This is a genomic window from bacterium (genome assembly GCA_037143175.1).
GTDB lineage: Bacteria > Verrucomicrobiota > Kiritimatiellia > CAIKKV01 > CAITUY01 > JAABPW01.
In genome coordinates this window covers 1-26,770 of the sequence record JBAWZF010000039.1, presented here as the reverse complement: position 1 = coordinate 26,770, position 26,770 = coordinate 1, and the positions used below count along the sequence as shown (strand labels likewise).

Genomic DNA, 26,770 nt, shown 5'->3' with positions numbered 1-26,770 from the left:
ATCGAACCTGCAACCTTCTGATTCGTAGTCAGATGCTCTGTCCAATTGAGCTACAGGTGCGTCTTGGATCAATCGGGACGGGGAATATATGCGTTCCTGATTTATTTTGCAACCTCCTAAATGAGGTTATTGGTTAATTGTTATTTGCAATGGGAACATATTCAAATAACCAATTACGAATAACCGTTAACTCCCTGGCATTTTCTTGTTAATATTTCAGCATTCGAGGAGAAAAAACATGACGACCAGCCAAAATGAAATAGAAGGTATTCGGAGGGAGTGGGGTGCCCGCCTGATGATTTTGGGGCACCATTATCAGAGTCCTGCTGTGCTCGCCCATGCGGATGTGATTGGGGATTCACTGGAATTGGCACGCAAGGCGGCTGCCAGTCAGGCCGAGCGGATTGTTTTTTGCGGCGTCCATTTTATGGCTGAGTCGGCCGATATTCTGACGACCACGGCCCAGCGTGTCTATATGCCTGAGCCTGCCGCTGGTTGTCCCATGGCCGCCATGGCGGATGAGGGACAAGTGGCGAAGGCCTGGGCGTTTCTGCAGCAGCAGGGGGATGCCTGGCTGCCCATTGTGTATGTGAATAGTACGGCCCGAATTAAGGCGTTTTGCGGCCAGGCCGGGGGGAGTGCCTGTACTTCCAGTAACGCCGCAAAAGTCTTTCAGTGGGCTTTGAATCAGGGAAAGAAAATATTCTTTCTGCCGGATATTCATCTCGGACTGAATAGCGCCCATGATCTGGGGATCCCTGATGAGGAGACGGCTATCTATGATTATCAACAACCGAACGGCGGGCTCACTTCCGAGGCGTTACGTAACGTCAAGGTTCTGGTTTGGGGTGGATTTTGTCCCATTCATGTGAACTTTACGGTGGCCGATGTGCAGATGATGCGTGCCAATCTCCCGGACGCGAAGATTATTGTTCACCCCGAGGCGCCGAAAGAGATTATCCGGATGGTGGATGCCCATGGTTCGACGGCGCAGATCATCAAGTACGTCCAGTCGGCTCCGGCTGGATCCACAATTGTGATAGGCACCGAGTCGCAATTGGTCAAGCGATTGGCTGAGGAATATAAAGGGCGCCTGACGATCAGAATGTTGCGTGGCTCATTTTGCCCGAATATGGCGAAGACCAATGAGCAGAACCTGTTGCGCGTCCTAAAAGAATGGCCAGAGCGCAATGCAGTTAGGGTTCCGGCCCAGTTGATTCCTGATGCCCGCCTTTGCCTGGAGCGAATGCTGGCTCTTTAAAGGGCATAACTATACCTCATGAAAATGATTAAAGTGATTCCGGTATGCTGGATGGGACTTTGCCTTGCTGCTCAAGGGGCGGATTACGTTATTGCCATTAGTGTTGATGGCTTGGGATCTACCTACTTGCAGACGATGGTGGATGCAGGTAAACTGCCGCATTTCAAGCAGCTGCAGATGGAATCTGCAGGGACAACCAATGCTCGCAATGACTATAACATCACAGTTACCCTCCCGAATCACACTAGCATGGTCACCAGTCGCAGGATTAAAGAGGCTGAAGGTCACAGTTGGGCTAACAATACAGATCCTGCAAAGGGCGTGACGCTCCATTCGCACAAGGGTGCTTATGTGGCGAGTGTCTTTGATGTCGCGCATGACCACGGGCTCAAAACAGGTATGTGGGCCTCTAAAACCAAGTTCTCACTCTTTCCGGATTCCTATAACGATACCCATGGAGCACCCGATGCAACGGGGGTGGATGATGGTCGGAAAAAAGTCGATTATTCGTATATCAAATCTTCCATTGAACTTACGGACAACTTCATTACGTCCATGGCCTCCAATCCCTGCCAATTTGCCTTCGTCCATTTTGCCGAATGTGACTCAGCTGGACACAAATATGGCTGGGGGAGCGAGCCTTATTATGCCGCCCTGATTATGCTGGATGCGCAATTAGGCCGTATTATGGAACTCATTGCTGCGGATCCAAAACTGAAAGGGAAGACGGTTCTGATCCTCACGGCTGATCACGGAGGAGAGGGGAAAGATCATTTCGATCCGACCATAATGCTGGACTATACGATCCCCTTTTATGTCTGGGGTGTGGGCGTCACAGCGGGAGACTTATATGCGCTGAATGCGGATACACGCCTGTCACCAGGAGATGGGCGGCCAGATTTTACCGTGCCCAAGCAGCCCATCCGGAACGGGGAAGTTGGCAATCTGGCGCTTTCTCTGCTCGGGCTGCCACCGATCCCTGGCTCTACGATAGATGCAAAGCAGGATCTCCGGGTTAGCGTCGCGGTGAAATAACAAATGGCATTACGCTTTGTTCTTCTTGTCGCGCTTGGCCTGCTTTTTTTCAGCGGGTGTTTTCAGTGCAACTTTTTTTGTTTCACGTTTGGTATCTTTTGCTTTTGACATAATCTGTCCTCCACTTGTTAAGGTTGAAACGCCAGCAACACGACAGGCGATTGGCGAAACTATACAGCATGCCGTTCATTAGGCAATACCGGACAACAAGTTGTTCGGGGTAGATGCTGAACACGGCGTCCGGAGTCAGAATTCAGGAGAGTCAGAATGATTATTTCGCGACAGGCTGTTTTGACGGGGGCGGAGCAATCGGGGTGCCGGATTTTCCGCAATGCGGGCAGAGATAAGTCTCCGCGTTCGGCTTCTTGTCCTGTTCTGTCAGCATCATGCCGCACTTGCAATTGCCTTTAAAGCGGAGCAGTACAAGAGACTTCGTTAATGCGTGGGCAAGGGCTTCCTGGCCTGTCTTAATCTCGGCCTCACGACGACGAAGAATAGCTTCCTGACTTTTCATAAGGACTCCGATTTTGCAATGGCATTAGCCGCGACCGGCAGGCGTTCGTGGCATAGTGCAAGGTTTAAGGCGGATGAACCGCTACACATAGGATTTTTCACTTTTTAAATTATGTCATAAAAAAACCTTTAACACCAGATGAATCCAAGTCGCTGGAATTAAGGGATTTACCTATGTTGTGATCAAAATGACTTTGTTGACACCTTGGCGATCGCTGATCTTCTTTTGAATGATTCCCTGAACCCCGGCGCCAGCACTTCCTCCGTATGAAGCCGGTGGTGAAAAGTTGATAATCAAAAAGAAAAGCAGTAACGTTTCATCACGTCAATTTCTTGTGATTAATAATTAGGAAACTATCTACATGAAAACAGGATCAAGGAGACATAATCATGAAAAGTAAGGTTTGTATTGCCGTAACAGTCGTGGTTGGTTTGCAGATGGTTCTGGGGAGTCGCGAGATTGCCCAGGGACAAGATATTGGCGGTATGTTGGGCGGAGTGATTAAATCGATGGGCTCCTCTAAAGAGGATAAATCGATGAGTGATTCCAGCCCATACCGGGACTCAAGGAATGATCGAAGAGGATCGGATGAGGACTATCGCCGTGATGATTATCGTCAGCGGGATGACGGGGATCGGCACTCCCGGAATCAAGGGAGCGACCCTGAATCGATTGTACGACGATCCTATGAAGATGTCCTCAACCGGGAGCCAGATCAGGAAGGGATGCGTTTGTACCGGAGTCGGATTATCGATGACAATTGGAGTGAGAAAGATGTTCGTAACGACTTGCGCAAAAGCACCGAGAGGATCGGGCTAAATTCTGCGTCGGTTGATGGCATCATCCGGCGAGCCTATCAGGATGTTCTGGGGCGTGAGGCGGATCAGTCGGGCTTGGCGACCTATCGGGCGAAGATGATGAATGAAGGGTGGAGTGAACGCGATGTGCGTTCAGATCTCAAGAAAAGTTCAGAGCGTCATGAGCAGGTGACAACAGAGCAGGCCCAGCAGATTGTGCGACGAGCCTACCAGAATACTCTCGGCCGGGACCCGGATGGGGGAAGTTCAGTGTATGTTGAGAAAGTTATAGTCAAACATTGGAACGAGGGTGACGTCTCCAAAGCATTGCGGGATAGTTCCGAGTATCGCAATAAGCGCAAGAAATAACCGCTTTATTTCGTAAGCGCGTACGCCAGTGGAATGAGAACTACTCCGATACCCTGAATGGGGCGGGCTTGAAAGAGCATGGGGAGCATGCCGATGCCGGTGGCAGTGAGCAGGATAAGTAACCCCGGCCAACTGGTTGTCCCCACCACGAATATAAGAATCCCGGAAAGAGCCATAAGGGCGGGGGGCCTCGTGCCGCGGGATTCGATCATTCGCAATAATCCCTTTGCGATTACGGGCAGAATAAGCCACGCCATCACGGCGCTCAGCGTGATGATGGCGATCAGGAACCAGACCTGAGTTGAGGTCGGTTCATAGAAAGTCCTGAGTAGCGCTGCGCTGCTGCTGCGCATTCTGGGTGCTCCGGGCAGGAAAATCAGAAAAAGTCCGCCCCCATAATACATCATGCGCGTTACACCTTGTGCCACGAGGTGAGTGTTTGGGTTACGGGTGCCAACAAGCTGCTGAGCCAATAAGGCGCCGATCGAGCCGGTCAGGGCCGGAATCAAAGTGGTGATTATTCCTGATAGGGCTCCGCATGCCGTTGCGTGGAAGAATTGATGTCCACGATCAGTATTCCCGCTGGCAGCGCGGCTCACGCAAGGTTCACACTCCATGAAGAATACGCCAGAAGTTAACGATAATTCTGCTGGAGGGCGAGGTTCATCCGAGCCGCGTGGGTTGTGGGGCGCGAACACATGCATGAGGAGGCCGGGTACGGCAAAGAACCCGATGATGGCGGGAACGAAGTTCAGGATGGAGGCTGTCAGAGGGATCGGAGACCGGTGATATAGTATCAATCCAAGCAGGCCGGATAGAAGAAGCGTGCCGAGCCCCGCCAGTACAGGTGCCATGGTGTATGTGAAGTGATTCCAGGGGGCTAGGGCTGTTGGTGCAGATCGGGGGCGCTCGCTCAGGGCTAGAAAGATGACTGCGCTCCAGAGCATCCAGCCTGTATGTGGCGCGAGGGCGCGGTGTGCCGTGGCAAGAAATGGTGCGGCTAGCGGTAGGATTATGGCCAGAAGGAGAAGTCCGATCAGACTGCCGAGACCGACGAGTTTGATGGCATCAAGGCCCAGTCCCGCCCGGCTATAAACTTGACCGGGTGCGGGCATAAGGCAGGACTGTTCGTCCGTTGCAGAAAGCAGAATTGCAAAGATCGGACTGATCATGACCCATAGTATGAGCAAACTGGCAAACAAGGCCGACATCAGGAAAGACTGTGTTTCAGTGTGGGCGAAGAGAAACAGAGCGGCAAGCCAGTCCGGGCCGCTCATGGTGAGGGCGGCGGGGTTAGTGTTGTCAGATATGGCAGATGACGGTACCGGTTGTCGTAATCCAAGCCGTATCCAATGATAAATACATTTTCTATTTGAAAGCCGCGATAGTTGGCTTCAATGGGGGCGACGCGACGGGCGGGTTTGTCTAAAAGAACACAGGTCCGTACTTCTGTGGCTCCCCGCTCGGAAAGCATGCGGCATGCGGCTTGAAGCGTGCGCCCCGTGTCCAGAATGTCGTCAATGATCAAAACCCGTTTGCCGGTAATCGGGAGAGTAAGATCATTGAGAATAGAAATGGCGCCACAGCTGGAGGTGCCGCTGCCGTAACTGGCGAGGGTGATGAAATCCACAACAGGTTGGGCCTTCCGGAGGGACAGGCAGCGAATGAGATCAGCGGCAAAGATGAAACTCCCTTTCATAATGGAGATGGCGAGGAACTCCTCATGTCCATAATCCCGAGCGATTTCGTCCGCCAATTCATTGACCCGTTTTTGGATTTGATCAGCGGAATACAGGATGGTTCTGTCGAGATCATTCTTCATGGAGGGCGAACCTCGTGTGAGCCGTTTTGCGGTTTTGATTGGATCGAATCCAAATACATACGGGGAGATCGCCCGGCGACCAGATAGAGGTGCCCCGTGGCCTGTACGGGTTGTGTGGCGGAGGGAAGGTTGTCATGGACAAGAAGCTCGCTTGCGACTGCCCGGGCAGCCGTTACCATCAGTTGTCCGCCTGCATCTGCCAGTTCGAAGGAGATAGACTGGGGTGATGCGGGATTCCCGATTATCCGGGGTTCTGCGACCACGGTTCCTGTCAGGGTGACATAACCATAATTCATGACCGGGCGGAGTTGGGCAACAGGCATAGCAGGAGCAGGAATATAATGGGCGATGAGCAGCAGGGCTGTAATGCCGCCGATGCCCAGGGTGATCGCCATGAGTCGCAGAGTGCGTTGCAGGGGCAGGGCAGGTGACTCAATGCCGCAATAGGGACATTCCAGAAAAAATCCGATGAAACGGTTGCAGGCGGGGCAGGTGGTGCTGGGAAGAGGGGCGGAACGCCTCTTCACGTTTTCCCCACAATCGTCTGGAGGACGTTTTGGTTGGTGATTAACCCGATAACTTCTTGCGTACTGTTGACCACCAGGCACATCGATTGTTTTGAAAGGCGGAGCTTGGCAAAGGCCTCCATCAGAGGCGTGGTGTCTTGGACGAATAGAGCAGGGCGGATATAGGGTTTGATGCTGCCGCCAAAGCAGTCGTCGCAGCCAGCCATAACGTCAAAGAAGTTGATCGTGCCTTTAATAGTCTTGCCGTCCTCCTCACATACGGGGAGGCGGGTATGGGCACATTCGCGAACCTTTAACATGAGCGCCGTAATATCAGCAGATGAAGGGAGTATGGCCATCTGATCGCGCGGGGTCATGATGTGACGGGCATTTTTAGTGGAAAGCTCCAGCACACGACGGATCATGATGCGCTGGCGTGGGGAGAGGGCTCCGTGATCGGCGCTTTCCTGTGCAAGAAGATCAATTTCATCTTTGGTAGCAACGAGCGCCCGGGTGGCTTTGGGAGCGGTTGCGGAAGGTACGATCCAGTTGGTGATCCAGTTCGCGGAATTGATCAGGGGACGCAAGATCAGAGAACTCCAGCGCAGGGGATTGGCGAAAGGTCGGCATCGTTCCAAGGGATGGCTCTGGAACCAGGCTTTGGGAAGGTAGGTTGCAAAGATCAGAATAACGAGTGTAGTGGCAATGGCATTCAAGGTCTGGAGCCAGGGGTGCATCTGGGAGGACCAATTGGCGGAAATCACTGAGGCGATAACAATGCAGATGTTGGTGCCAACCAGCGTCGTGCCAAGAAGGCGGTCGGGTTGCTGGAGGAAATTCTGAAGGATCCGGGCGGCCCGATCCCCGGTTTCCGCAAGATGCCGTAGGCGCATCCGGTTGAGAGAAATCACGCCCGTTTCCATGCCATCAAAGAATCCGGCGCCCAATAGGCAGATTAGAATGAGAATGAGATCTGAAAAGATCATACCTGCACCCCTCTCTCCTGTTCTGCCTCTGAAAGTTCCGGGTTTTTCTCAATCAGGACACGCGTGATGCGATGCTTCCGCATCTGCAGAACAGTGGCCCGGCAATTCTGGGCATCAATGATGTCGCCCGTTTTCGGAAAGCGGCGGGCATGGGCGGTGACCCAGCCGGCGATACGATCGGCGCCTTCGACATCCAGGGCGAGATCCAGTTCGTAATTCACTTCTTCAAGACTTGTATCACCTGCGACCTGCCAGCGATTCTCGCCGACGGGCTCGATGTTGGGGCTTTGGCCATCCGGTTGCTCCCCGGTAAATTCGGCGATTTCATCCAGGATATCGCCGATGGTGATGAGGCCTGCGGTACCGCCGTATTCGTCAATGACGATGGCGAGACGACGTGATTGTTGCTGGAACATGGTCAGCAGGGTGTCGAGTGGTGCGGTGTCGGGTACGTAAAAATGCGGGTGGAGTGCTGAAGATATGTCTTTCCCGGGATCCATGAGATATCTGGCGACATCCAGGAAACCCTTAACATGATCAAGATCGCCGATGCAGACGGGCAGGAAACGGAAGCGGGCTTTACGGCAGATATTCGCAAAGATGGCTGGGTCATCTTCTATGTCCAAGCTGATCAGGTCTACACGAGGGGTCATGACATCCTTGGCCTGGAGTTTTTCCAGGCGGATGATCCCATCCACCATGGCGCGCTCCTCTTTATTGAGAACGCCCTCTTCATGTCCGACATCCACGGCCGTGAGGAGTTCGGCTTTGGTCAGGGCGGAACGACGTGGTGTGAAATGCGACCGGAAAGAGTGTGTGATTTTTTCCATCAGGATATGGAGTGGGGCGCAGAGTCTGATCAGGAGGGTGAGGGCGGGTAGATAGAGAATGGCCAGAGAGTCAGGTTTGCGCAGTCCGAGACGCTTGGGAGCCAATTCTCCGAAGATAATCAAAATCAGAGTGACAGCCGGGATGGCAACCAGTTCGCCATGGAGGGGAAAAATTTGTTCCGCTACAATAAATCCGAGGTTGGCTACGGCGACATTCACGACGGTGTTACCAATCAGAATACTGGCGAGGAGGTCGGCCGGGGCGGCGAGAAGTTCTTCCAGCCGTTTGGTGGCTTTTGGGTGATGCCGGCGTAGCCGGTGAATCTGCATCGGGGAAAGCGAGAAAAGGGCTGTTTCCGCACTCGAAAAGAACGCGGACAGCATCAATAGCACCCCTAAGCCGGCGCCCTCCACTAAAATTAGCCCACTCATAGCAATTTCCTTAACACGTCCGGAGCATAATGGAACAGAAGAAGGTTGGCAAGACTGGGGGCCAATTCCTCTATTTGACACCCTGCCCACGCGGCTCAGACAAGCTTCGCCCTCCAGTAGAATGATCCTTATCTTCTCGATATTTTTAACTGGAGGGCGAAGCTTGTCTGAGCCGTGTCATTGTGGGGCCCAGTCTGTGTTCATAAATTGCGATCCTCACCTAAGGACGTGCCGTTGCGGAAGGTTGTCGCTCATGATTTGCATGCCAGCACTTCACGCTAAGCCCCAGGATCGCAAGAGCCAGTACGAGGTACACAGCTTTGCGCTCACCTGAGGTCAGGGCGAACGTGGATTTGCCTAACTCTTGTAGTTTGGTTAGCCAGCGGCTCATGGAGTGGCCACGATGTTGACCAGCTTGCCCGGGATCACGACCACTTTGCGCATGGTGAGACCGGTCAGCATGTGCTTCACCGGCTCCAGCGTCAGGACGTGAGTCTCAATTTCCTTGGGCGACAGGCGGGTGGGAATAACCTCACGGCTCTTAATCTTCCCGTTGAGCTGGATGACAATTTCGATGGTGTCACGCGCCAGGGCCTTTTCATTCACCTGTGGCCAGGGGGCTGTGAGGACGCTCGGCTGATGACCAAGCTCGACCCAGAGCTCTTCGGCGATATGCGGGGCAAACGGCGAAATCAAAACGACCAGGGTTTCAATCGTTTCGCGGTAGACGGCCCGGCATTGCTCGCTGCTGCTGGCGTCAATTTTCATCGCTTCCACGGCATTCATCAGTTCCATGATCTGGGCGATCGCGGTATTGAATTGGAAAGCGCCTTCCAGGTCATGGGTGATCTTGGCGATGCTCTCGTGCAACTTCCGGTAGAGATCCCGTTCAGGTGTCTCCATTTTAGAAAGATCGGTTTTCAGCTTGGCTGAAGCCTGAAGCAGAGGATGGGTCTCATGAACTCTGCGCCAGATCCGGCGCAGGAATCGGAATGAGCCTTCCACGGCGGTGTCGCTCCACTCAGCGTCCTTTTCTGGCGGGCCGATGAACAGTGTGTAAAGGCGTACGGTGTCGGCACCATATTCGCGGATCAACTCGTCAGGCGAGACCACATTGCCCTTGGACTTTGACATTTTATAAAGCTGTCCGTCCTTCTCGCTGCGTTTGCAGATCATGCCTTGCGTGAAGAGCGCCTTGAAGGGCTCGGGGAACGAGCAGGTGTCCGCATCATGCAGCACCTTCAGGATAAACCGGGAATAGAGCAAGTGCAGTACGGCGTGTTCAATGCCGCCGATGTATTGATCCACGGGAAGCCAGTAATCAACATCCGCTTTATTGTAGGCGACTGTATTGTCGCGCGGGTTAACGTAACGAAGGTAGTACCAGCAGGAGCAGATCCACTGAGCCAGCGTGTCGGTTTCGCGCCGGGCCGGCTTGCCGCACTTCGGGCAGGTCGTGTTGATGAAGCCTTCATGAAAAGACAGGGGATTGCCCCGTTCAGTTTTGAAGTCCACATCATCTGGAAGCAGAACCGGCAGATCCTTCTCCGGGACGGGAACGGCCCCGCAATCAGTGCAGTGAATAATCGGGATCGGGGAGCCCCAATAACGCTGGCGGCTGATCAGCCAGTCGCGGATGCGGTAATTGGTGGTGAAATCGCCGAAGCCCTTATCCTTGGCCAGTTGAATGATGTCCGTCATGGCCTCGCGGTTATTCCGTCCGTTAAAGGGGGCGGAGTTGGCCATGGCTCCGTCTTCGACATAAGCTTCCGTCAAAGCGGCGGCATCGAGTGTGCCTTCAGGGTTCTGGATAACAACCTTGATGGGAAGATTATAGGTTTTTGCGAATTCGAAATCACGCTGATCATGGGCGGGGACCGCCATGACGGCGCCGGTGCCGTATTCCATCAGGACGTAGTTGGTAATCCAGAGGGGAGCCAGCTCGCCGTTGTAGGGATTGCGGACATGGAATCCGGTGAAGACACCTTCCTTTTTGGCGGTGTCGTCAGTACGTTCGGCGGCCGAGACCATTTTCTCTTTCTCGACGAAGGCCTTGATCTCCGCAGCGCGCGGGTTGTTTTTCAACAATTTTTCGACCAGCGGATGTTCCGGGGCCAGCGCCATGAACGTGACGCCATAGATGGTGTCCGGCCGGGTGGTGAAAACGGGGCAGGGGTCACCGGTTTCTGCAATGGTAAAATCTACTTTCGCGCCGGTGGAGCGGCCAATCCAGTTCCCCTGCATGGTGCGGACTTTTTCCGGCCACTGGTCGAGCAAGGACAAATCATCAAGGAGTTTGCCTGCATATTCCGTGATTTTGAAGAACCACTGGGTCAGGTCTTTCTTGACCACTTTGCGGCCGCAGCGTTCGCAGGTGCCGTCAGCGTGGACTTCCTCATTGGCCAAAGTGGTGCAATAGTCACACCAGTTGACCGGGGCGTTCTTCTGGAAGGCCAGGCCGCGCTCGTGGAGCTTAAGGAAAACCCATTGGGTCCATTTGTAGTAATCCGGATGGCAGGTGGCGATTTCACGATCCCAATCATAAGCAATGCCCCAGGATTGAAGCTGCCGTTTCATCTGCTTGATATTGCTGTAGGTCCATTCTTTGGGGTGGACGCCGCGTTGTTTGGCCGCATTTTCGGCAGGCAGGCCAAAGGCATCCCAGCCCATGGGGGATAATACGCGAAAGCCACGGATCATTTTGTAGCGGGTGACGGCGTCACCGATAATGTAATTCCGGCCATGTCCGACATGCATCGTGCCGGAGGGGTAGGGGAACATGGTCAGACAGTAGTATTTTTTCTCATGGATCGAGGTGTCCACTTTGAACACCTTCTGATCCTGCCAATACTTCTGCCACTTCGGTTCAATTTCGTTAAACGGATAATGTTCATTCATGATCGTGAGGCTCCTGCAGTAAAGACGGCAGAATATACGCCAATCCAAGCAGGATTCAAGAAGAAGACAGTTAAACACTGTTTTCTTGATTCATAGCTTTCCTCATCTTGCAACTTGCATGACACCGGAGTATTCTCGCCCTTTGTCAGGAAGGAAGATGTACTGTGTCTGAAAACGCCTATGGCAGCATTGAGAAAATAGAGGCCGACCTTTGGGAAGCGGCTGACCAGCTCCGGGCAAATTCCAAACTCACCTCCAGCGAGTATTGCATGCCCGTCTTGGGCATCATCTTTCTCCGTCACGCCACCAACCGGTTTGAAGCCGTAAACCGCGAAATCGAGGCCGAGATGGCGGCTGGCCGCATGAAGCGCAAGCCTCAGCCTGCCGACTACATCCGCCGCCGTGCGCTCTGGCTCCCTGAAAATGCCCGCTATGACTTCATCCTCGGCCAGTCCAAGGATCAGGATCCTTCAACCCTTCTGAACAACGCAATGAAGGCTATTGAGGAGTCCTTCGAGCCGCTGCATAACGTCCTGCCCAAGGACTTTCACATTTTTACCGACCGGAAGGTATTGGAGGAACTCCTTAAGATTTTCAATCGCGAGGCTCTTAAAACATCCGGTGGCGACATCTTTGGCCGCATCTATGAGTATTTTCTCCAGGAGTTTTCCATCGCCAAAGCCATGGATAACGGCGAGTTCTTTACGCCACCCTCCATTGTTCAGACCATCGTGAATGTTATCGAGCCCGACCATGGGACCGTCGCCGATATCGCCTGCGGTTCCGGAGGCATGTTCGTCCAGTCCAGTCATTTCATCGAGCACACCGGCCAGGATACCGCGAAGCGTGTCACTTTCTACGGGCACGAGAAGACCGCCTCGACCATCAAACTGGCCAAGATGAATCTCGCGGTCCATGGACTCGAAGGCCAGATCGCCGAGGCCAACACCTTCTATGACGACCCCTTTACCCTAGCTGGCAAATGCGATTACGTCATGGCCAATCCGCCTTTCAATGTCGACAAGGTTGATGCCAAGGTGGCGGAGGATAAGAAACGCCTTCCCTTCGGCCTTCCCGGAGTGAACAAGAAGACGAATACGGTGTCCAACGGTAACTATTTGTGGATTTCGTTCTTCTACAGCTACTTGAACGACCATGGCCGTGCCGGCTTCGTCATGTCCTCCCAGGCCTCCAGCGCTGGGCACGACGAACAGACTGTTCGCCGCAAAATCATCGAGACGGGCGCTGTGGATGCGATGATCTCCGTGCGGGGTAATTTTTTCTATACCCGCACGGTTCCCTGCGAACTCTGGTTTTTTGACCGTGACAAACCTGCGGATCGCCGCACCAAGATTCTCATGCTCGATGCCCGTCAGATCTTTCGCAAAGTCACCCGCAAGATTTACGACTTTTCCCCCGAACAGTTGTCCAACCTTTCCGCCATTGTCTGGCTCTATCGCGGCCAGTCCGACCGATTCACCAACCTCGTTCAGCAATATCTCGCCCGTACCACCGCAGAGGCCGCTAGTATTTCGGAAAGAATGGCCGCGTTCAGCCAGGGCTACGAAGCGTTGGTCACCGCAACGGCTCCGTTCTTGAAGACGCTTCCCAAAGATTTGCCGATTCGCGCCGCCATCAAGGAGCGCGATGAGGCCGCGAAGCAATGCCGGGAATGCATCGCCGAACTTGTTGCCACCATTGCCAAACGCTGGACTAAAGCCCTGATAGGCCCGCTTGCCTCTCTAAAGAAGGCCACGACGGACATGGGGGAACTTGCCGAATCCTGCCGTGACATGATCAAAGATCTCGATCTCCTCTTCAAACTTGCTGTGCGTGTGATCGATTCCGCCGAGAAGGACGCCAAAGCCCGCGAACACGATGATTGGGAAACCCGTACCATCACAAAATTAGAGAAGGAGTTCGATGCGCTGCGTAAGGCTGCGGTGGAGCCCCTGCGGCAGACGGCCTACTTCCACCGCCAGGCCCATTGGCTCCTGAGCCGTTTCCCCGCCGCCAAACTTGTGGATGTGCCCGGCCTGGTCAAACTTGTGGATCGCAAGGAAATCGAAGCGGCAGACTGGAGTCTCTCGCCTGGCCGCTATGTTGGGGTCGCTCCCGCCGAGGTGGACGTGGATTTCGATTTTGAGCAGACCATGCGTGACATCCATGTTGAACTTGCCGACCTGAACAAGGAAGCGGTGGCTCTGGCGACGAAAATCCAGGGGAATTTCGAGGAGATGGGGATATGAGCGCGGCAATAATAATGGAAGGAATTGTTGCGGCTGGAAATAGTGAAACAGCGAAACTCCAACCACTGGTTGGAGAAATCAGAAGGTCAAAGCGCCTTCAATTCATCAGGGAGCTCAAAGGACAGTTGCCGGGGCCGGAAGAGATCGCCAAATTACTGGAGGGTGGGGCATGAAGGCGTTGTGCGATGAGCCAGCTCGAATTTGTGCAAGAGGCTCTTGCATAGTTGCCGGGGCGGAAGATGCTGGCAAGTGGCAGGAGGACGGCGTGTGAAGTGGCAGGCCACACGTTTGGATGAACTTGGCGTTCTGGCACGAGGCCGATCGCGCCACCGTCCGCGTGACGCTGCCCATTTGTATGGCGGCCCACATCCGTTTGTTCAGACCGGCGACATCAAGCATGCTGGACTTTACGTGTCTGAGTATTCGCAGAGCTATAGTGAGGCGGGATTAGAGCAGAGCAAGATGTGGCCAAAAGGGACCCTTTGCATCACCATTGCCGCCAACATTGGGGATACAGCTATTCTTGGATTTGACGCATGTTTCCCTGATAGCGTGATTGGGTTTCTTGCTGATGAGACTAAATGCGACACGCGTTTCATCAAATACCGATTTGACACTGTGAAACAGCAGTTCCAGCAGGTGTCGCAAGGGGCGGCACAGGACAACTTGAGCATGGAGAAGCTGCTGGCGCTTAAGATTGAAGTGCCTCCTCTCGCAACTCAACTCCGCATCGCCTCCATCCTCTCCGCCTACGACGATCTGATCGAGAACAACCGCCGCCGGATTACCCTGTTGGAACAGGCCGCGCGCCATCTCTATGAGGAATGGTTCGTTCGCCTCAAATTCCCCGGTCACGAACGTACTCGCATAGTCAACTACGTGCCGGAGGGGTGGCGTAAAGGCAGCGCTTTTGATGCTATGTATGTGATGAGCGGGGGGACTCCAAAGACTACTAATTTTGATTTCTGGGATGGCGACATTCCCTTCTATACTCCAAAAGATTCCGTTGAGAACTTTTACGTTCTCGATACCGAGAAGCACCTAACGGAATTGGGCCTGAATACATGTAATAGCAAACTCTACCCAAAGGACACGGTTTTCATAACTGCGCGTGGCACTGTAGGGAACATGAATCTTGCGCAAAAACCGATGGCCATGAACCAATCCTGTTACGCTTTGGCTGGTCGTGAAGATTTAACGCAGAAGTTTTTGTTTTGTGCCTTGCGAGCAGCGATTCAGCACTTTCAACAGCATGCAGTCGGTGCGGTATTCGACGCTATTATCGTGGACACTTTTAAACTGATTCCATTTGTCCGTCCTGAATTAAGGCTCGTTCATGCGTTTACAGAGGCAATTGATCCGATGTTTGAGAAAATCGACAATCTCTCACAGCAGAATCAGAAACTTCGCGTCGCCCGTGATCTGTGGTTACCGCGCCTGATGAACGGGGAGATCGCCACATGAAATCATGTTCCGTCCACGAATTGGACTTGAGGCTTCAGTATCATAAGTAAGTGGAGATTAGTGTCATGACAAATATAAGCAAAATCGCTAATGCCGCAGCTCCAGATAAGCCAGTCTTACTGCAACCGGACAACCATAATAAAAAGTACGAGGCGCTGTTTGTGGAAATTGACACAGGTCAAATCAAGTTGCCGATGTTTCAGCGTGAGTTTGTCTGGGATAAAGAGCAATCAGCCAAATTGATTGATTCGATTCTTAAGGGTTTCCCCATTGGTACTTTTATTTTTTGGAAAACCAAGGAGGAATTGCGCAGTTACAAGGACGTCGGTAATCACCACTTGCCTGATACGCCGGAGGGCGATTATGTTCAGTACATCCTTGATGGTCAGCAACGAATTACGTCGCTCTATGCCATCCGCAAAGGCATCCGGATCACTAAGGATGGCAAGGAAATTGACTACAAGGACATTTTCATCAATCTCGATTACGATCCGGTTAACGATGAACAGATCGCGGTGACGGAAGAGCAGGAAAATAAACGATACGTTTCAGTTCACCGGGTTTTGACATGTGCGATTACCGACCTCGAGGATGACTATCCGGACAGGAAGACACGAAAACAGATCGAAGCCTACAAGAATAAGCTGACTACATACGATTTTTCCACCATCACTATTAAGGATTACCCCATTGAAATTGCGTGTGAGGTCTTCACGCGGATCAACACCGGCGGGAAAGCATTGAGTATATTTGAAATCATGGTGGCTAAGACTTTTGACGAAAAGAAGAAGTTCGACCTGGCTGAGCGGTTTGAAATGCTTCGGGATGGTTCCGACGAAGAGAAGCAGTGTCTGACAGCAGCTAAATTTGAGACCATTCCTGAGTCAATTGTTATGCAGTGCGTCGCAGTCATTACGGCCAGGGCCGTTCGTAGCGTTGACATTCTAAAAATTAGGCGAGAAACATTCATCGCAAATTGGGAGCCGATGAAGGCAGCGCTGTTTACCGCCATAGATTTCATCCGCTCGGAACTGCGAGTGTCGGTATCGCAATTGGTTCCGTATCCTGCCATCCTTGTATCGCTGACCTATTTCTTTCACAAGACTGCCCATAAAAAGCCGACCATTTCTCAGGTCCGTCTGTTGGAACAGTATTTTTATTGGGTGGGGCTTACCGAACGCTATAGCTCTGCAACAGAGTCCAAACTCGCCGAAGATTTCAATAAGATGGATGCAATCGTCGCCGGAAACCCGCCAGCTTATCCAGCCACCGAACTTCATGTTGATCCAAAGCGTATTGCAGAAACAGGGTTTTCGGCGGGTAATGCCTATTGCAAAGCCGTGCTGAGCTTGTTGGCATATCAACAGCCGAAGTCGTTTGATACCAACGGCGTAGTCATCCTCGATAACAGTCACCTCAAAATTGCTGCGAGTCGGAACTACCACCACTTTTTTCCGAGAAAGTACCTCGAGGAGAATCAGAAAGATAAAGAACCGAACTTGGTCGCCAACATAACCCTGATCGATGGCTATTCAAACAAGCATCGAATTGGGAAGAAGGCCCCCAGTGCCTACATATCCAAATTTGCCGAGAACAATCCGGAATTGCAAGCAACCCTCCAGACGCATCTCATCAAAGACGCGGTTTCTTATGGAGTGAATTCTAATGATTACGACTGTTTCATAATGCGGAGGTCAAAAGCCATTGCGGCAGGGCTGAACTTAAAATTACTGTCAATGAATCAAGTTGATGCTTTACAAGGGGAAGACGCGGAATAAATCGAAATGGCTATCACCGGCATCAATAACGAAGACCATCTTGTCCAGCAGACTTTAGCGGACCATCTCCTCGACTGTCTTATATACTGGGACAACGTCTGATGAGCGGGGAGGTTGCCGCATGCAATCGGAAGGCCAACTTTACGATCGGAAATCCATACATTATGAGTAGGGAAAGGCGCGGACGATAACGGGTAGTCGGTGATATCTATTGATCAAAAAGGGGGCTAATGAATGGCACTTGATCAATAGATTTTTGCATAGAAATACATTTTTTATCGCAACATATTGATAATGAGCATGTTATTATAATCACAAATAAGGCCAAATAATGAGATTTCGGATCATGCTATACGTTTATCATCAAGCAGGATTGGTATTATCAATCTCATATCAAAATGTATCGAATTGATATTTACATGCATGGCGCTGCTTGCTATTATCACTTTGATAGAAATTGATAATCAATTGATAATCGGAGAGCGAAGATGAAATTTCCTCAATTACCACCCGATTTTAACAAAATCTTTTCCGTTATTTGCCAAAAGGAACGCTTTGGCGAAGTCATTCGCCTTGCAGATCGGCTGCATACCGAGGGTGAATACCATCACTGGGATGAATTGAGATATCACCCGGTACATAAAGGTTTCTCCCACGAAGAATGGTGGTGTGCCTTGAAGTTGAAACGTAAGGCAGCCTACCGGGAAGTGCCGTTGCTGGATAAGTCAGGGAGGTCTTTCCAATTTTTCATTCCTACGAGTGTGCAAAAACTCCTTCATGATATCGATTTTGGTGCAGGGGCCTATATCGGTATGCCAGATCCAATTGCTAACCCGCAAACCCGCGATCGTTATCTTGTTAGTTCATTGATCCAAGAGGCCATCACGTCGAGTCAACTTGAAGGTGCTGTGACCACCCGCGAAGTGGCCAAGGAGATGATCCGTTCAGGTCGGACGCCTAGGGACAAGAGTGAACACATGATTCTGAACAACTATAGGACCATGCAGGAAATTATCCGGCTCAAGGAACAACCGATGTCCGTGCCTCTCCTCCTGGATCTTCACCGTCGGGTGACCGATCAGACGTTGGACAATCCGGCAGCGGCCGGCAGGTTCCGTCGCCCCGATGAACCGGTCAGGGTCATGGATGCTGACGGACAGGTCTATCATGAGCCGCCCTTATCTGAAGAGCTTGAGGAACGTGCGCAGCGGCTATGTGATTTTGCCAATGGGAAGACACCTGCGCAATTTGTCCCTCCTGTAATTCGGGCCATCATTTTGCATTTCTGGCTCGCCTACGATCACCCATTTGTAGATGGAAATGGGCGCACAGCCCGAGCGCTTTTCTATTGGTCCATGCTGAACAGCGGCTTTTGGTTGTTCGAGTTTATCTCCATCTCCAACATTCTGGTCAAGGCGCCATCTCAGTATGCCCGTGCCTTTCTGTTCACAGAGACCGATGATAACGACTTAAACTATTTCATCCTCCATCAGGCTGATGTTATTCGACGGGCGATAGAGGCTTTACATACATACATTGACCAAAAACGCGGCGAGACTAAGACCGCCGAGAGCCGTCTTCGGGTGCTTCGGCAGCTTAATCATCGCCAGCAGGCCTTGATTACTCACGCATTGCGCCATCCCAGTCAGGAATACACGATCGAGAGTCATCGTGGCAGTCATGGGGTAGCCTATGCTACTGCACGAGCGGATTTGCTGGAGCTTGCAAATATGAAACTTCTAAAACAAAGTTCACGAGGCAAGTCCATGGTGTTTGAGCCCGCAGTGGACCTGTTAAAACGTTTGGGCGATATGTCCAACGCAAATGAAGGTGAGCCGATTGAGATGGGCGTCGATTAAGAGCATGATCACCGGCATCAATAACGAAGACCGTCTGGTCCAGCAGACTTTCGCGGATCATCTCCACGAGTGTCTCAAATGGGACAGTGTCTATGCCTACAACGACGAGACGTTTGGTCCCACCGGCACCCTCGGACGGGCCAGCGAACGGGAAATCATTCTATCGCGCTACCTCCGTGCCGCTATCCAGAAGCTCAACCCGGAATTGCCGCCGATTGCGGTTGATGATGTGATTCAGACCCTTACGACCTATGACTTTTCGCGATCCACCTTGCAACACAACCTCGAATTTTACCGGTTATTGCGGGATGGTGTGCCCGTAAAATGGCGCAATGCCGCGGGAGAAGTCTGTGACAAGAAGGCTCAAATCTTTGACTACCGGAATCCCGGCAACAACCATTTTCTTGCCGTAAGGGAACTCAAGATCCAAGGACTGCGTACGCCCCACTACAACCGCCGCGCTGATCTAGTCTGTTTCGTGAACGGGATCCCCCTCGTCTTCATCGAACTTAAGGCCGTTTACCGGAATATCCGGGCCGGATTCGACAACAACCTTTCGGATTATGCCGACACCATTCCTCATGCCTTCTATCACAACGCATTCCTTGTGGTGAGCAACGGTGACAAGGCTCGCTATGGCTCCATCACCAGTCAGTGGAAGCATTTTGCGGAATGGAAACGTCAGGATGAAGCCGACAAGGGTGACATCGATGCCCGCGTCCTTCTTAATGGAATGCTGGATAAAGCCCATCTTCTTGACCTGGTGGAGAACTTCATCCTCTATGATGACAGCCGCGCTGGCGGCACACGTAAGGTTGTGGCCCGTAACCATCAAGTTCTTGGCGTCAATCTTGCCGTCGCCTCCGTTGTTCGCCAGGAGGCGCTCAAAAAAGCCTACCCGGAACGATTCAAGTTCAGGGCGTCCGTGTACAAAACGGAACCGCCTCCGCCCGTCATGCACATGTTCATGGGCAACGAGGAGAAACACCTGCGTGCCGCTGAAAAAAACACCGACACCCGGTCGGCGCCGGAATTAATCCTGCCCCTTGTCGAACGTTCGCACCCGGATCTCGGGCGGTTGGGGGTGTTCTGGCACACGCAGGGAAGCGGGAAGTCCTATTCCATGGTCTTTTTCGCCGAAAAAGTACGCCGTACCATTCCCGGCAACTTCACATTTCTTGTGATGACCGACCGTGATGACCTGGATGACCAGATCCACCGTACATTTATCGGGTGCGGAGTGGCGGACGAAAAGACGCCTCGCGCAGCAAGTGGCAAGGATCTCAAGCGTCTGCTGCAGGAAGACCATCGCTACATCTTCAGTCTGATTCACAAATTCAATCAGCCGGTATCGCTGGCCCACCCTTACAGCAAACGGGACGATGTGATCGTTCTGTCCGACGAAGCTCATCGCACCCAGACCGGTAAAGTTGCCCGAAACATGCGTATGGCCTTGCCATGCGCAGGGTTTATTGGGTTTACGGGCACCCCGCTTTTCAAAAACGATCACATCACGCGCCGGATTTTCGGTGACTACATTTCCCGTTACGATTTCCAACGTTCCGTTGAAGACCGTTCGACGGTGCGCCTGGTTTATGAGAATCGGGGCGAGAAACTTGGCATTACCTATGCCGATCTGAATAAACGCATCCTGGAGAAGATTGAAGAGGCCAAACTGGATCCAGACAAGACGGCCAAACTTGAGAGCCTGCTTGGAAAGGATTACGAGGTGGTCACGGCTGACGACCGCCTTGATAAACTGGCCGATGATTTTGTGGACCATTGCTCTTTGCGCTGGCAGTCCGGTAAGTCCATGTTGGTCTGTATCGACAAGCTCACATGCGCCCGGATGCACCAGCGCATCCTGCCCCGATGGGTGAAAAAGATTGAGGCACTTCAGGTCGATGCCAACCAGGCAGCCATGGCGATGGCGGCGACCGCAGACCTGGACAAAAAGGAAGCCCTGCAGAAGGTCTGGGACAACCTCCGCGCGCGCGTCGCCTGGATGAAATCCACGCTTATCCACATCATTATCAGCGAAGCCCAGAATGAGGTAAAGGACTTCAAGAAGTGGGATTTCGATATTAAGCCGCACCGCGCCCTGATCAAACAGGGATTCGATGCCGCAGACGGTCAGCGCGTTCGGGTTGAAGATGCCTTTAAGGATCCGGAACATCCCTTCCGTATTGCCATCGTGTGCGCCATGTGGCTCACCGGGTTCGATGTTGAGTGTCTCTCCACCCTTTACATCGACAAGCCGATGCGGGCACAAAACGTCATGCAGGCCATTGCCCGGGCCAACCGCGTTTATGGCGACAAGGATTGTGGTGTCATCGTCGACTATAATGGCGTCATGAAGAGCATCCGGGAAGCGCTTGCCCAGTATGCGCTTGGCGATGCCGGTGATGAGAAGGGTGGAGGGGAAGAAGGTGGTGGCGGGAAAGACCCTGAGGTTGCCACGCCTATGGAAGACCTGATCAAATCTCTTGTGGATTCACTGAGTCTAACGGAGAAGTTTCTCCTCGACCGGAAGTTTGATGTTGCCCGGCTTCACGGTGCCCGTGGGTTTGACCGTATTGAGGCATTACGCGACGCCACCGATGCGCTCTACGTTAATGATGAGACCAAGCGCCGCTTTGAGATCATGGCTCGTGAGGTTTTTTCACGGTTCAAGACGCTTATTTCCGAGCCGGCCGTCTACGCCTATGCCGAGCGGCATGATAATATCGAGGCAGTCTATAAAAAATTGCAGGAGAACCGGGACAACGCCGATGTGACCGAAATCTTGAAAGAACTTCACAAGATCGTGAATGCGGCCATTAGCACTCAGGGTTCTGGGCGCGATCAGTCTGCAGGGCTGACCGTTGATCTCAGCAAGATCGATTTCGCCAAGCTTCGCGACGAATTTGCCAAACGCGCCCACCATAAATGCACGGTTCTTGCCGATATCCGTCAAGTGGTTGAGCAGCGTCTGGCCGCCATGCTGGCGAAGAACCCCCAACGCATGGACTACTACGCCAAGTATCAGGAGATCATTGCCGCCTATAACAGGGAGAAAGATCGTGCGACGGTTGAGCAGACCTTCGCCGACCTTTTTGATCTATCGTCGAAATTGGACGATGAACAGAAACGCGCCGTTCGGGAGGGGTTATCCGAAGACGAACTGGCCCTATTTGATCTCCTGCAACAGGAACAGCTCAGTAAAGTTGCCCGCGAACGGGTGAAGCAGGCGTCCCGGCAACTTCTCGCGTCGCTGACCGCGATTCTTGCGCACATGCAACAGTGGACCGCCAAGGAGCAGACCCAGGCCGAGGTAAAGACACTCATCCTGGATCAACTTTATGAAGCGCTGCCCATCCCGCCTTTCACTGAACAGGAAACTGACGCCGCGGCTGCCCGGATATACGATTTTGTATGGCAACGCTGCGCCGCTGGCCAGTCCTTCACAACCGTCTCCTGACCATATAAAACAAAAAACGCCATCTGAAGCGCTTCAGATGGCGTTTTTTAGGTTTCACTTACTTCAGCGGCGGGGGCTTCGGTAGATCTTTCAAGCAGGCCTGGGCCTTGGCGATTTCGTCATCCGGCAGAACGTAATCCGTCAGTTTGCCGTCAAAGAAGGCCTGATAGCCGCTCAAATCCATGATGCCGTGGCCGGACCAGTTCAGGACGATAACCTTTTCCTTGCCCTCTTCCTTGGCCAGGTTCGCTTCGCGGATGGCCATGGCTATAGCGTGTGACGTTTCGGGGGCGGGGATAAAGCCTTCCGCCTGGGTGAAGGCCATGGCGGCCCGGTAGCATTCCAGCTGGGGAATGGCCTGGGCTTCGATCAGGCCTTCGCGCAGGGCGTGACTGACCAGCGGGGCCATGCCGTGATAACGAAGTCCGCCCGCATGGATCGGGGCCGGCACAAAGGAGTGGCCAAGGCTATACATGGGTAACAGAGGCGTCATCATGGCGACATCCCCGGAATCATAGGCGAACTTGCCCTTGGTCATTTTGGGACAAGCTGACGGTTCGACGGCAATAACTTTGGGATTCCGGGTGCCTGCAATTTTGTCGGCCAGGAAGGGGAAGGCCATTCCCGCGAAATTGGAGCCGCCACCGGCGCAGCCGATAACCACGTCCGGATAAAGTCCAACTTTCTCGAATTGTTTTTTGGTTTCCAGTCCAATGATGGTCTGGTGCAGCAACACATGGTTCAACACACTCCCAAGGGCGTAACGGGTATCCTTGTGGGTGACACAGTCCTCGATCGCTTCACTGATGGCAATGGCCAGACTGCCGGGGCAGTTAGGGTCATTCTGCAGGATGGTGCGGCCGGCATTGGTCTCCTGGCTCGGGCTGGCCACGCATTGGGCACCCCAGGTCTGCATCATGATTTTACGCAAAGGTTTCTGTTCGAAACTGATTTTCACCATGTAGACTTTGCATTCCAGGCCGAACATCTGGCAGGCCATGGCGATCGAGCAACCCCACTGGCCGGCGCCGGTCTCCGTGGTGATGCGCTTGATGCCGAAGACTTTGTTGTAATAGGCCTGAGGCACGGCGGAATTGGGCTTGTGGCTGCCGGGGGCCGATACGCCTTCGTTCTTGTAATAAATCTTAGCCGGGGTTTTGAGGGCCTGCTCAAGCCGATAAGCACGGCAAAGCGGGCTGGGGCGCCACTGCCACAGGATTTGAAGGACTTCATCGGGAATATCGATCCAGCGTTTTGTGCTGACCTCCTGCTCAATCAGGTTCATGGGGAAGACGGGGGCAAGCATCACCGGGGTGATCGGTTTGCCGTCCGGTGTGACCGGGGGGGGCATGGCATGTGGGAAGTCGGCGGCGATATTGTACCACTGGCGCGGCATTTCATCTTCATTCAGAAATATTTTGATCTGCTTCATGGTTGTCTTCCTTCTGGTCAATAAGTTCTCTGCAAACAAAACAGGGTGGCATTATGGCGGAGGGGTGTTTCTATAGACAAGAGCAAAATAACGCCACTCAGCGGCGTTATTTTGATGCCCCCATAAATTCATTCTTTTTCCAGAAGCCGGACGTTTTAGTTCCGCCGGAAGTGATATAGGTGCCTTCGCCATGCATCATATCGTTCTGCCAATCGCCGCTGTATTGATCGCTTTCACCGAATTTGAAGGAGCCATGCCCGCTGACCAGATGGCCGCTTTTCCACTGGCCGGTAATTTGGCCGCCGTTATTGAAGGTGTAGGTTCCCTCGCCATTCATGGCGTCATTTTTCCACTGGCCAGTATATTTGTCGCCGTTGGCAAAGGTTTCGCTTCCAAGACCGTGACGGGCGTCATTGAGCCAACTGCCTTCATATTGAACGCCGGTTTGGGAGCCGCCAGGGATCGTTAGTTTGCCTTGACCATCCCTTTTCTTTGCGAGGAGCTGTCCCGAATAACGCGAGCCGTCCGAGAAAGTGATTTCCCCCTCATATCGTTTGGTGTAGGAGGGAATCTGGCCGGTGTAGCGGGCGCCGTTACTGAACTCTTGCGTTATTTTGCCTTCGGGTTCTGTGGCCGGTTGAACTGCAGGCTTCTGAATTTTGACTGGAGCGGGTGGCGGGGGTGTTTCTTTGGGAGTCGCCTCGACCTTTTTTTCAGGCTTCTTTGAATCATTAAATAGCCCCGCCACGAAAGATGGCTTGTGGGGCTTCATGGCTTCCAGTGCGGATTTGGAATTGCGTTCCTCGGCAACCGCCTGAGCTGTCTGGCTATTGTTATCGGTCAGGGTGAGATCCGCCCCATTTGTGATGAGGAGCGCCACGATATCACCTGCATCTGTATAGGCTGCCCAATGAAGCGGAGTAAAACCAGTCGTTGCCTTGGAGTTGACTGTGGCGCCAGCTTGAATCAGGATTTTACATAGGGCATAGTTTTTATTGTAAGCGGCCCAATGGAGTGAGGTGGAGCCCTTGGCGGTGACGGCATTCACATTGGCGCCTTTTTTGATGAGATATTTCGCCATCTCGTGGAAATCCTTGTTTACAGCGCAATGCAGGGGGGTCAGGCCGCCTTCGGTGGCTAAATTGACGTTGGCTCCAGCCTCTACGAGGGCTTTGACTATATCCAGATTGCCTTGAATGGCGGCGAGAATCAGGGGGGTGGTGTTATTGGCGTCCTGAGCGTTCACGCTGTTAGTGTCGGCTTCCTTCAGTAGTAAGCGAACCTTGGAGAGATCCTGCTCTTTGATGGCGTTGTGAAGGGGAGCGGCTTCACCACGAAGGGCGGTACCGCCCAAAACAGTCAGGGCGATGATGGACAATGCTAAGGTTTTGATCATGGACACTCCTTTTTTAAAAACTCTTTCTCGACAAGAGAGGAGAGTAGGATAAGACTATAGTCCCCGAAATGCAAGTAGGGGGGTTGGGAAAGGGCGCACATGATAGCGATTGTAGACTATAAGGCTGGAAATCTCACCAGTGTGAAGCTGGCTTTTGAAGCGATTGGTGTGGAAGCGGTTATAACCGATTGTCCGGAAATTATTCATGGAGCAGAGCGGGTTGTCTTTCCTGGCGTTGGTGCGGCGGGCGCGTCGATGCATAATCTGGCCGAGTTGAATTTGATCGATGTGTTGCGCACCGTGGTGAGGCGGGGAACACCCTTTCTGGGTATTTGCGTCGGAATGCAGGTGTTGTTTGATCGGTCCGAGGAAAATGGGGGTACCTCCACGTTGGGCTTTATTCCCGGAGAGGTGCGGTTGTTCCGCCCGGTGAACCCGGCAGATAAGGTGCCGCAAATCGGGTGGAATGCCGTGCGGTTCTGCCGTTCGCACCCGGTGTTTGCCGATGTGGAAGATGAAACCGAGTTCTATTTTGTGCACAGTTACTATCCGACAACGGTGAATCCGATCGATAGTGTGGGAATGACCGATTATGCCGGTGTTGAATTCACCTCCGTAGTGGGGCGCGATAACCTTGTTGCGACCCAGTTCCACATTGAGAAGTCGGGGCGGGTTGGATTGAAAGTGTTTGAAAACTTTAGCCGATGGGATGGAAAATGCTGACGAAACGAATCATTCCCTGCCTGGATGTCCGGAATAAGAAAGTCACAAAGGGCGTCAAATTTCAAAACAATGTCGTTCTGGGTGATGCGGTTGAATTGGCGGCAAAATATTATGACGAGGGCTGTGATGAGTTGGTGTTTTATGACATCACGGCATCCGCCGAGCGGCGCCCGATTGATATCGAAATGGTGAAGGCCGTGGCGCGCGCTATTCATATTCCCTTCGCGGTGGGCGGCGGGATTTCCAATCTGGCCGACATGTCGCGCGTGCTGCTGGCAGGCGCCGAGAAGGTTTCGGTCAATTCCCTGGCGGTGGTAAATCCGCAGATTATTGCCGATGGGGCGAAGGCGTTTGGTTCACAGTGTATCGTTTTAGGAATGGATCCCGTGCGTGTGGAGAACGATCCCCGTTTCCCCAGTGGTTACGAGGTCACCACGCGCGGCTTCCGCGAGCGCACGGGTATGGATGCGCTGGCATGGGCGCGGCAGGCAGAGGATCTGGGTGTGGGAGAGATTGTGGTGAACTCGGTGGATGCGGATGGGATGAAGACGGGCTTCGAGCTCGGCTTGACGCGCATGATTGCCGAGGCCGTCCGGATTCCTGTTGTGGCGTCAGGTGGGGCGGGCAAACCGTCGCATCTGGCGGATGCGTTCACGATCGGGAAAGCCGATGCCGCCATCATTGCCGGTATGATTCACACGGGCGAATATACCATCCCGCAAATCAAGCAGGAGTTGATTGCCGCAGGGATTCCTATTCGGAAGAAGTGGTAGAAGACAGTGAGCAGTTAACAGTAGGCAGTTGACAGTAAACAGTAATTATTTTTTTTCTGCTCACTGCTCACTGCTCACTGCTCACTGCTCACTGCCCACTGCCCACTGCTCACTGCCCACTGCCCACTGCCCACTGCTCACTGCTCACTGCCCACTGCCCACTGACTTCCGGCGCCACTAGCGACA

Annotated in this window: 20 protein-coding genes; 11 read left to right on the top strand and 9 right to left on the bottom strand. The window is 52.9% G+C overall.

Going from position 1 to position 26,770, the window contains the following annotated elements:
* Positions 1-205 precede the first annotated feature (205 nt).
* The gene (gene nadA / locus WCI03_11310; GenBank protein ID MEI8140440.1) at positions 206-1,261 is read left to right on the top strand and encodes a quinolinate synthase NadA; all 1,056 of its coding nucleotides are present in this window, start codon (positions 206-208) and stop codon (positions 1,259-1,261) included.
* A gap of 18 nt (positions 1,262-1,279) precedes the next feature.
* Positions 1,280-2,296, top strand: a complete 1,017-nt coding sequence (locus WCI03_11305; GenBank protein ID MEI8140439.1) for an alkaline phosphatase family protein — start codon at positions 1,280-1,282, stop codon at positions 2,294-2,296.
* Positions 2,297-2,567: 271 nt separating this feature from the next.
* Here the strand turns inward: WCI03_11305 and WCI03_11300 are convergent, their stop codons facing one another.
* Entirely contained in the window at positions 2,568-2,810 is a 243-nt protein-coding gene (locus tag WCI03_11300) for a hypothetical protein (GenBank protein MEI8140438.1), read from the bottom strand.
* Positions 2,811-3,199: 389 nt separating this feature from the next.
* Here WCI03_11300 and WCI03_11295 point away from each other — a divergent pair, with 389 nt between their 5' ends.
* Entirely contained in the window at positions 3,200-3,976 is a 777-nt protein-coding gene (locus WCI03_11295; GenBank protein MEI8140437.1) for a hypothetical protein, read from the top strand.
* Positions 3,977-3,981: 5 nt separating this feature from the next.
* On the opposite strand, the gene WCI03_11290 is transcribed toward WCI03_11295, so the two are convergent.
* The 6 genes from WCI03_11290 to leuS form a co-directional block, all read right to left on the bottom strand.
* Complete coding sequence (locus tag WCI03_11290; protein ID MEI8140436.1) at positions 3,982-5,253, bottom strand: tripartite tricarboxylate transporter permease; 1,272 nt, start codon at positions 5,251-5,253, stop codon at positions 3,982-3,984.
* Complete coding sequence (gene hpt, locus WCI03_11285) at positions 5,250-5,798, bottom strand: hypoxanthine phosphoribosyltransferase (protein MEI8140435.1); 549 nt, start codon at positions 5,796-5,798, stop codon at positions 5,250-5,252. The genes WCI03_11290 and hpt overlap by 4 nt, the downstream gene beginning before the upstream one ends.
* Positions 5,795-6,325 (bottom strand): hypothetical protein, encoded by a 531-nt coding sequence (locus tag WCI03_11280; protein ID MEI8140434.1) that lies wholly within the window; start codon positions 6,323-6,325, stop codon positions 5,795-5,797. Before WCI03_11280 ends, hpt begins: the two co-directional genes overlap by 4 nt.
* On the bottom strand, positions 6,322-7,290 hold the full coding sequence (locus WCI03_11275) for a hemolysin family protein (protein ID MEI8140433.1): 969 nt from the start codon (positions 7,288-7,290) through the stop codon (positions 6,322-6,324). Before WCI03_11275 ends, WCI03_11280 begins: the two co-directional genes overlap by 4 nt.
* Entirely contained in the window at positions 7,287-8,552 is a 1,266-nt protein-coding gene (locus WCI03_11270) for a hemolysin family protein (GenBank protein MEI8140432.1), read from the bottom strand. Before WCI03_11270 ends, WCI03_11275 begins: the two co-directional genes overlap by 4 nt.
* Positions 8,553-8,939: 387 nt before the next feature.
* Positions 8,940-11,450, bottom strand: coding sequence for a leucine--tRNA ligase (leuS, locus tag WCI03_11265; GenBank protein ID MEI8140431.1), 2,511 nt, complete (start codon positions 11,448-11,450; stop codon positions 8,940-8,942).
* A 164-nt stretch (positions 11,451-11,614) separates the two neighbouring features.
* On the opposite strand from leuS, the gene WCI03_11260 reads away from it, so the two are divergent.
* The 6 genes from WCI03_11260 to WCI03_11235 all read left to right on the top strand — a co-directional run bounded on the left by WCI03_11260 (position 11,615) and on the right by WCI03_11235 (position 22,260).
* Positions 11,615-13,699, top strand: coding sequence for a class I SAM-dependent DNA methyltransferase (locus tag WCI03_11260; GenBank protein ID MEI8140430.1), 2,085 nt, complete (start codon positions 11,615-11,617; stop codon positions 13,697-13,699).
* On the top strand, positions 13,696-13,872 hold the full coding sequence (locus WCI03_11255; GenBank protein ID MEI8140429.1) for a hypothetical protein: 177 nt from the start codon (positions 13,696-13,698) through the stop codon (positions 13,870-13,872). The genes WCI03_11260 and WCI03_11255 overlap by 4 nt, the downstream gene beginning before the upstream one ends.
* Before the next feature lie 94 nt (positions 13,873-13,966).
* Positions 13,967-15,163, top strand: a complete 1,197-nt coding sequence (locus tag WCI03_11250; GenBank protein ID MEI8140428.1) for a restriction endonuclease subunit S — start codon at positions 13,967-13,969, stop codon at positions 15,161-15,163.
* 50 nt (positions 15,164-15,213) lie between these two features.
* The gene (locus WCI03_11245) at positions 15,214-16,941 is read left to right on the top strand and encodes a DUF262 domain-containing protein (protein ID MEI8140427.1); all 1,728 of its coding nucleotides are present in this window, start codon (positions 15,214-15,216) and stop codon (positions 16,939-16,941) included.
* A 488-nt stretch (positions 16,942-17,429) separates the two neighbouring features.
* Positions 17,430-18,800 carry a Fic family protein gene (locus tag WCI03_11240; GenBank protein MEI8140426.1) on the top strand — a complete coding sequence of 457 codons (1,371 nt, stop codon included), beginning with the start codon at positions 17,430-17,432 and terminating at the stop codon, positions 18,798-18,800.
* Positions 18,766-22,260 carry a type I restriction endonuclease subunit R gene (locus WCI03_11235; GenBank protein ID MEI8140425.1) on the top strand — a complete coding sequence of 1,165 codons (3,495 nt, stop codon included), beginning with the start codon at positions 18,766-18,768 and terminating at the stop codon, positions 22,258-22,260. The genes WCI03_11240 and WCI03_11235 overlap by 35 nt, the downstream gene beginning before the upstream one ends.
* A gap of 58 nt (positions 22,261-22,318) precedes the next feature.
* Here the strand turns inward: WCI03_11235 and WCI03_11230 are convergent, their stop codons facing one another.
* Together WCI03_11230 and WCI03_11225 are read right to left on the bottom strand one after the other, a co-directional pair.
* Positions 22,319-23,692 carry a TrpB-like pyridoxal phosphate-dependent enzyme gene (locus WCI03_11230; protein MEI8140424.1) on the bottom strand — a complete coding sequence of 458 codons (1,374 nt, stop codon included), beginning with the start codon at positions 23,690-23,692 and terminating at the stop codon, positions 22,319-22,321.
* 106 nt (positions 23,693-23,798) lie between these two features.
* Positions 23,799-25,088 (bottom strand): ankyrin repeat domain-containing protein, encoded by a 1,290-nt coding sequence (locus tag WCI03_11225; GenBank protein ID MEI8140423.1) that lies wholly within the window; start codon positions 25,086-25,088, stop codon positions 23,799-23,801.
* Between the two features lie 99 nt (positions 25,089-25,187).
* Here WCI03_11225 and hisH point away from each other — a divergent pair, with 99 nt between their 5' ends.
* Both hisH and hisF read left to right on the top strand, forming a co-directional pair.
* Entirely contained in the window at positions 25,188-25,811 is a 624-nt protein-coding gene (gene hisH / locus WCI03_11220; protein MEI8140422.1) for an imidazole glycerol phosphate synthase subunit HisH, read from the top strand.
* Positions 25,805-26,584: an imidazole glycerol phosphate synthase subunit HisF gene (hisF, locus tag WCI03_11215; GenBank protein ID MEI8140421.1), complete on the top strand. Its 780-nt coding sequence runs from the start codon at positions 25,805-25,807 to the stop codon at positions 26,582-26,584. The genes hisH and hisF overlap by 7 nt, the downstream gene beginning before the upstream one ends.
* Positions 26,585-26,770: the final 186 nt, after the last annotated feature.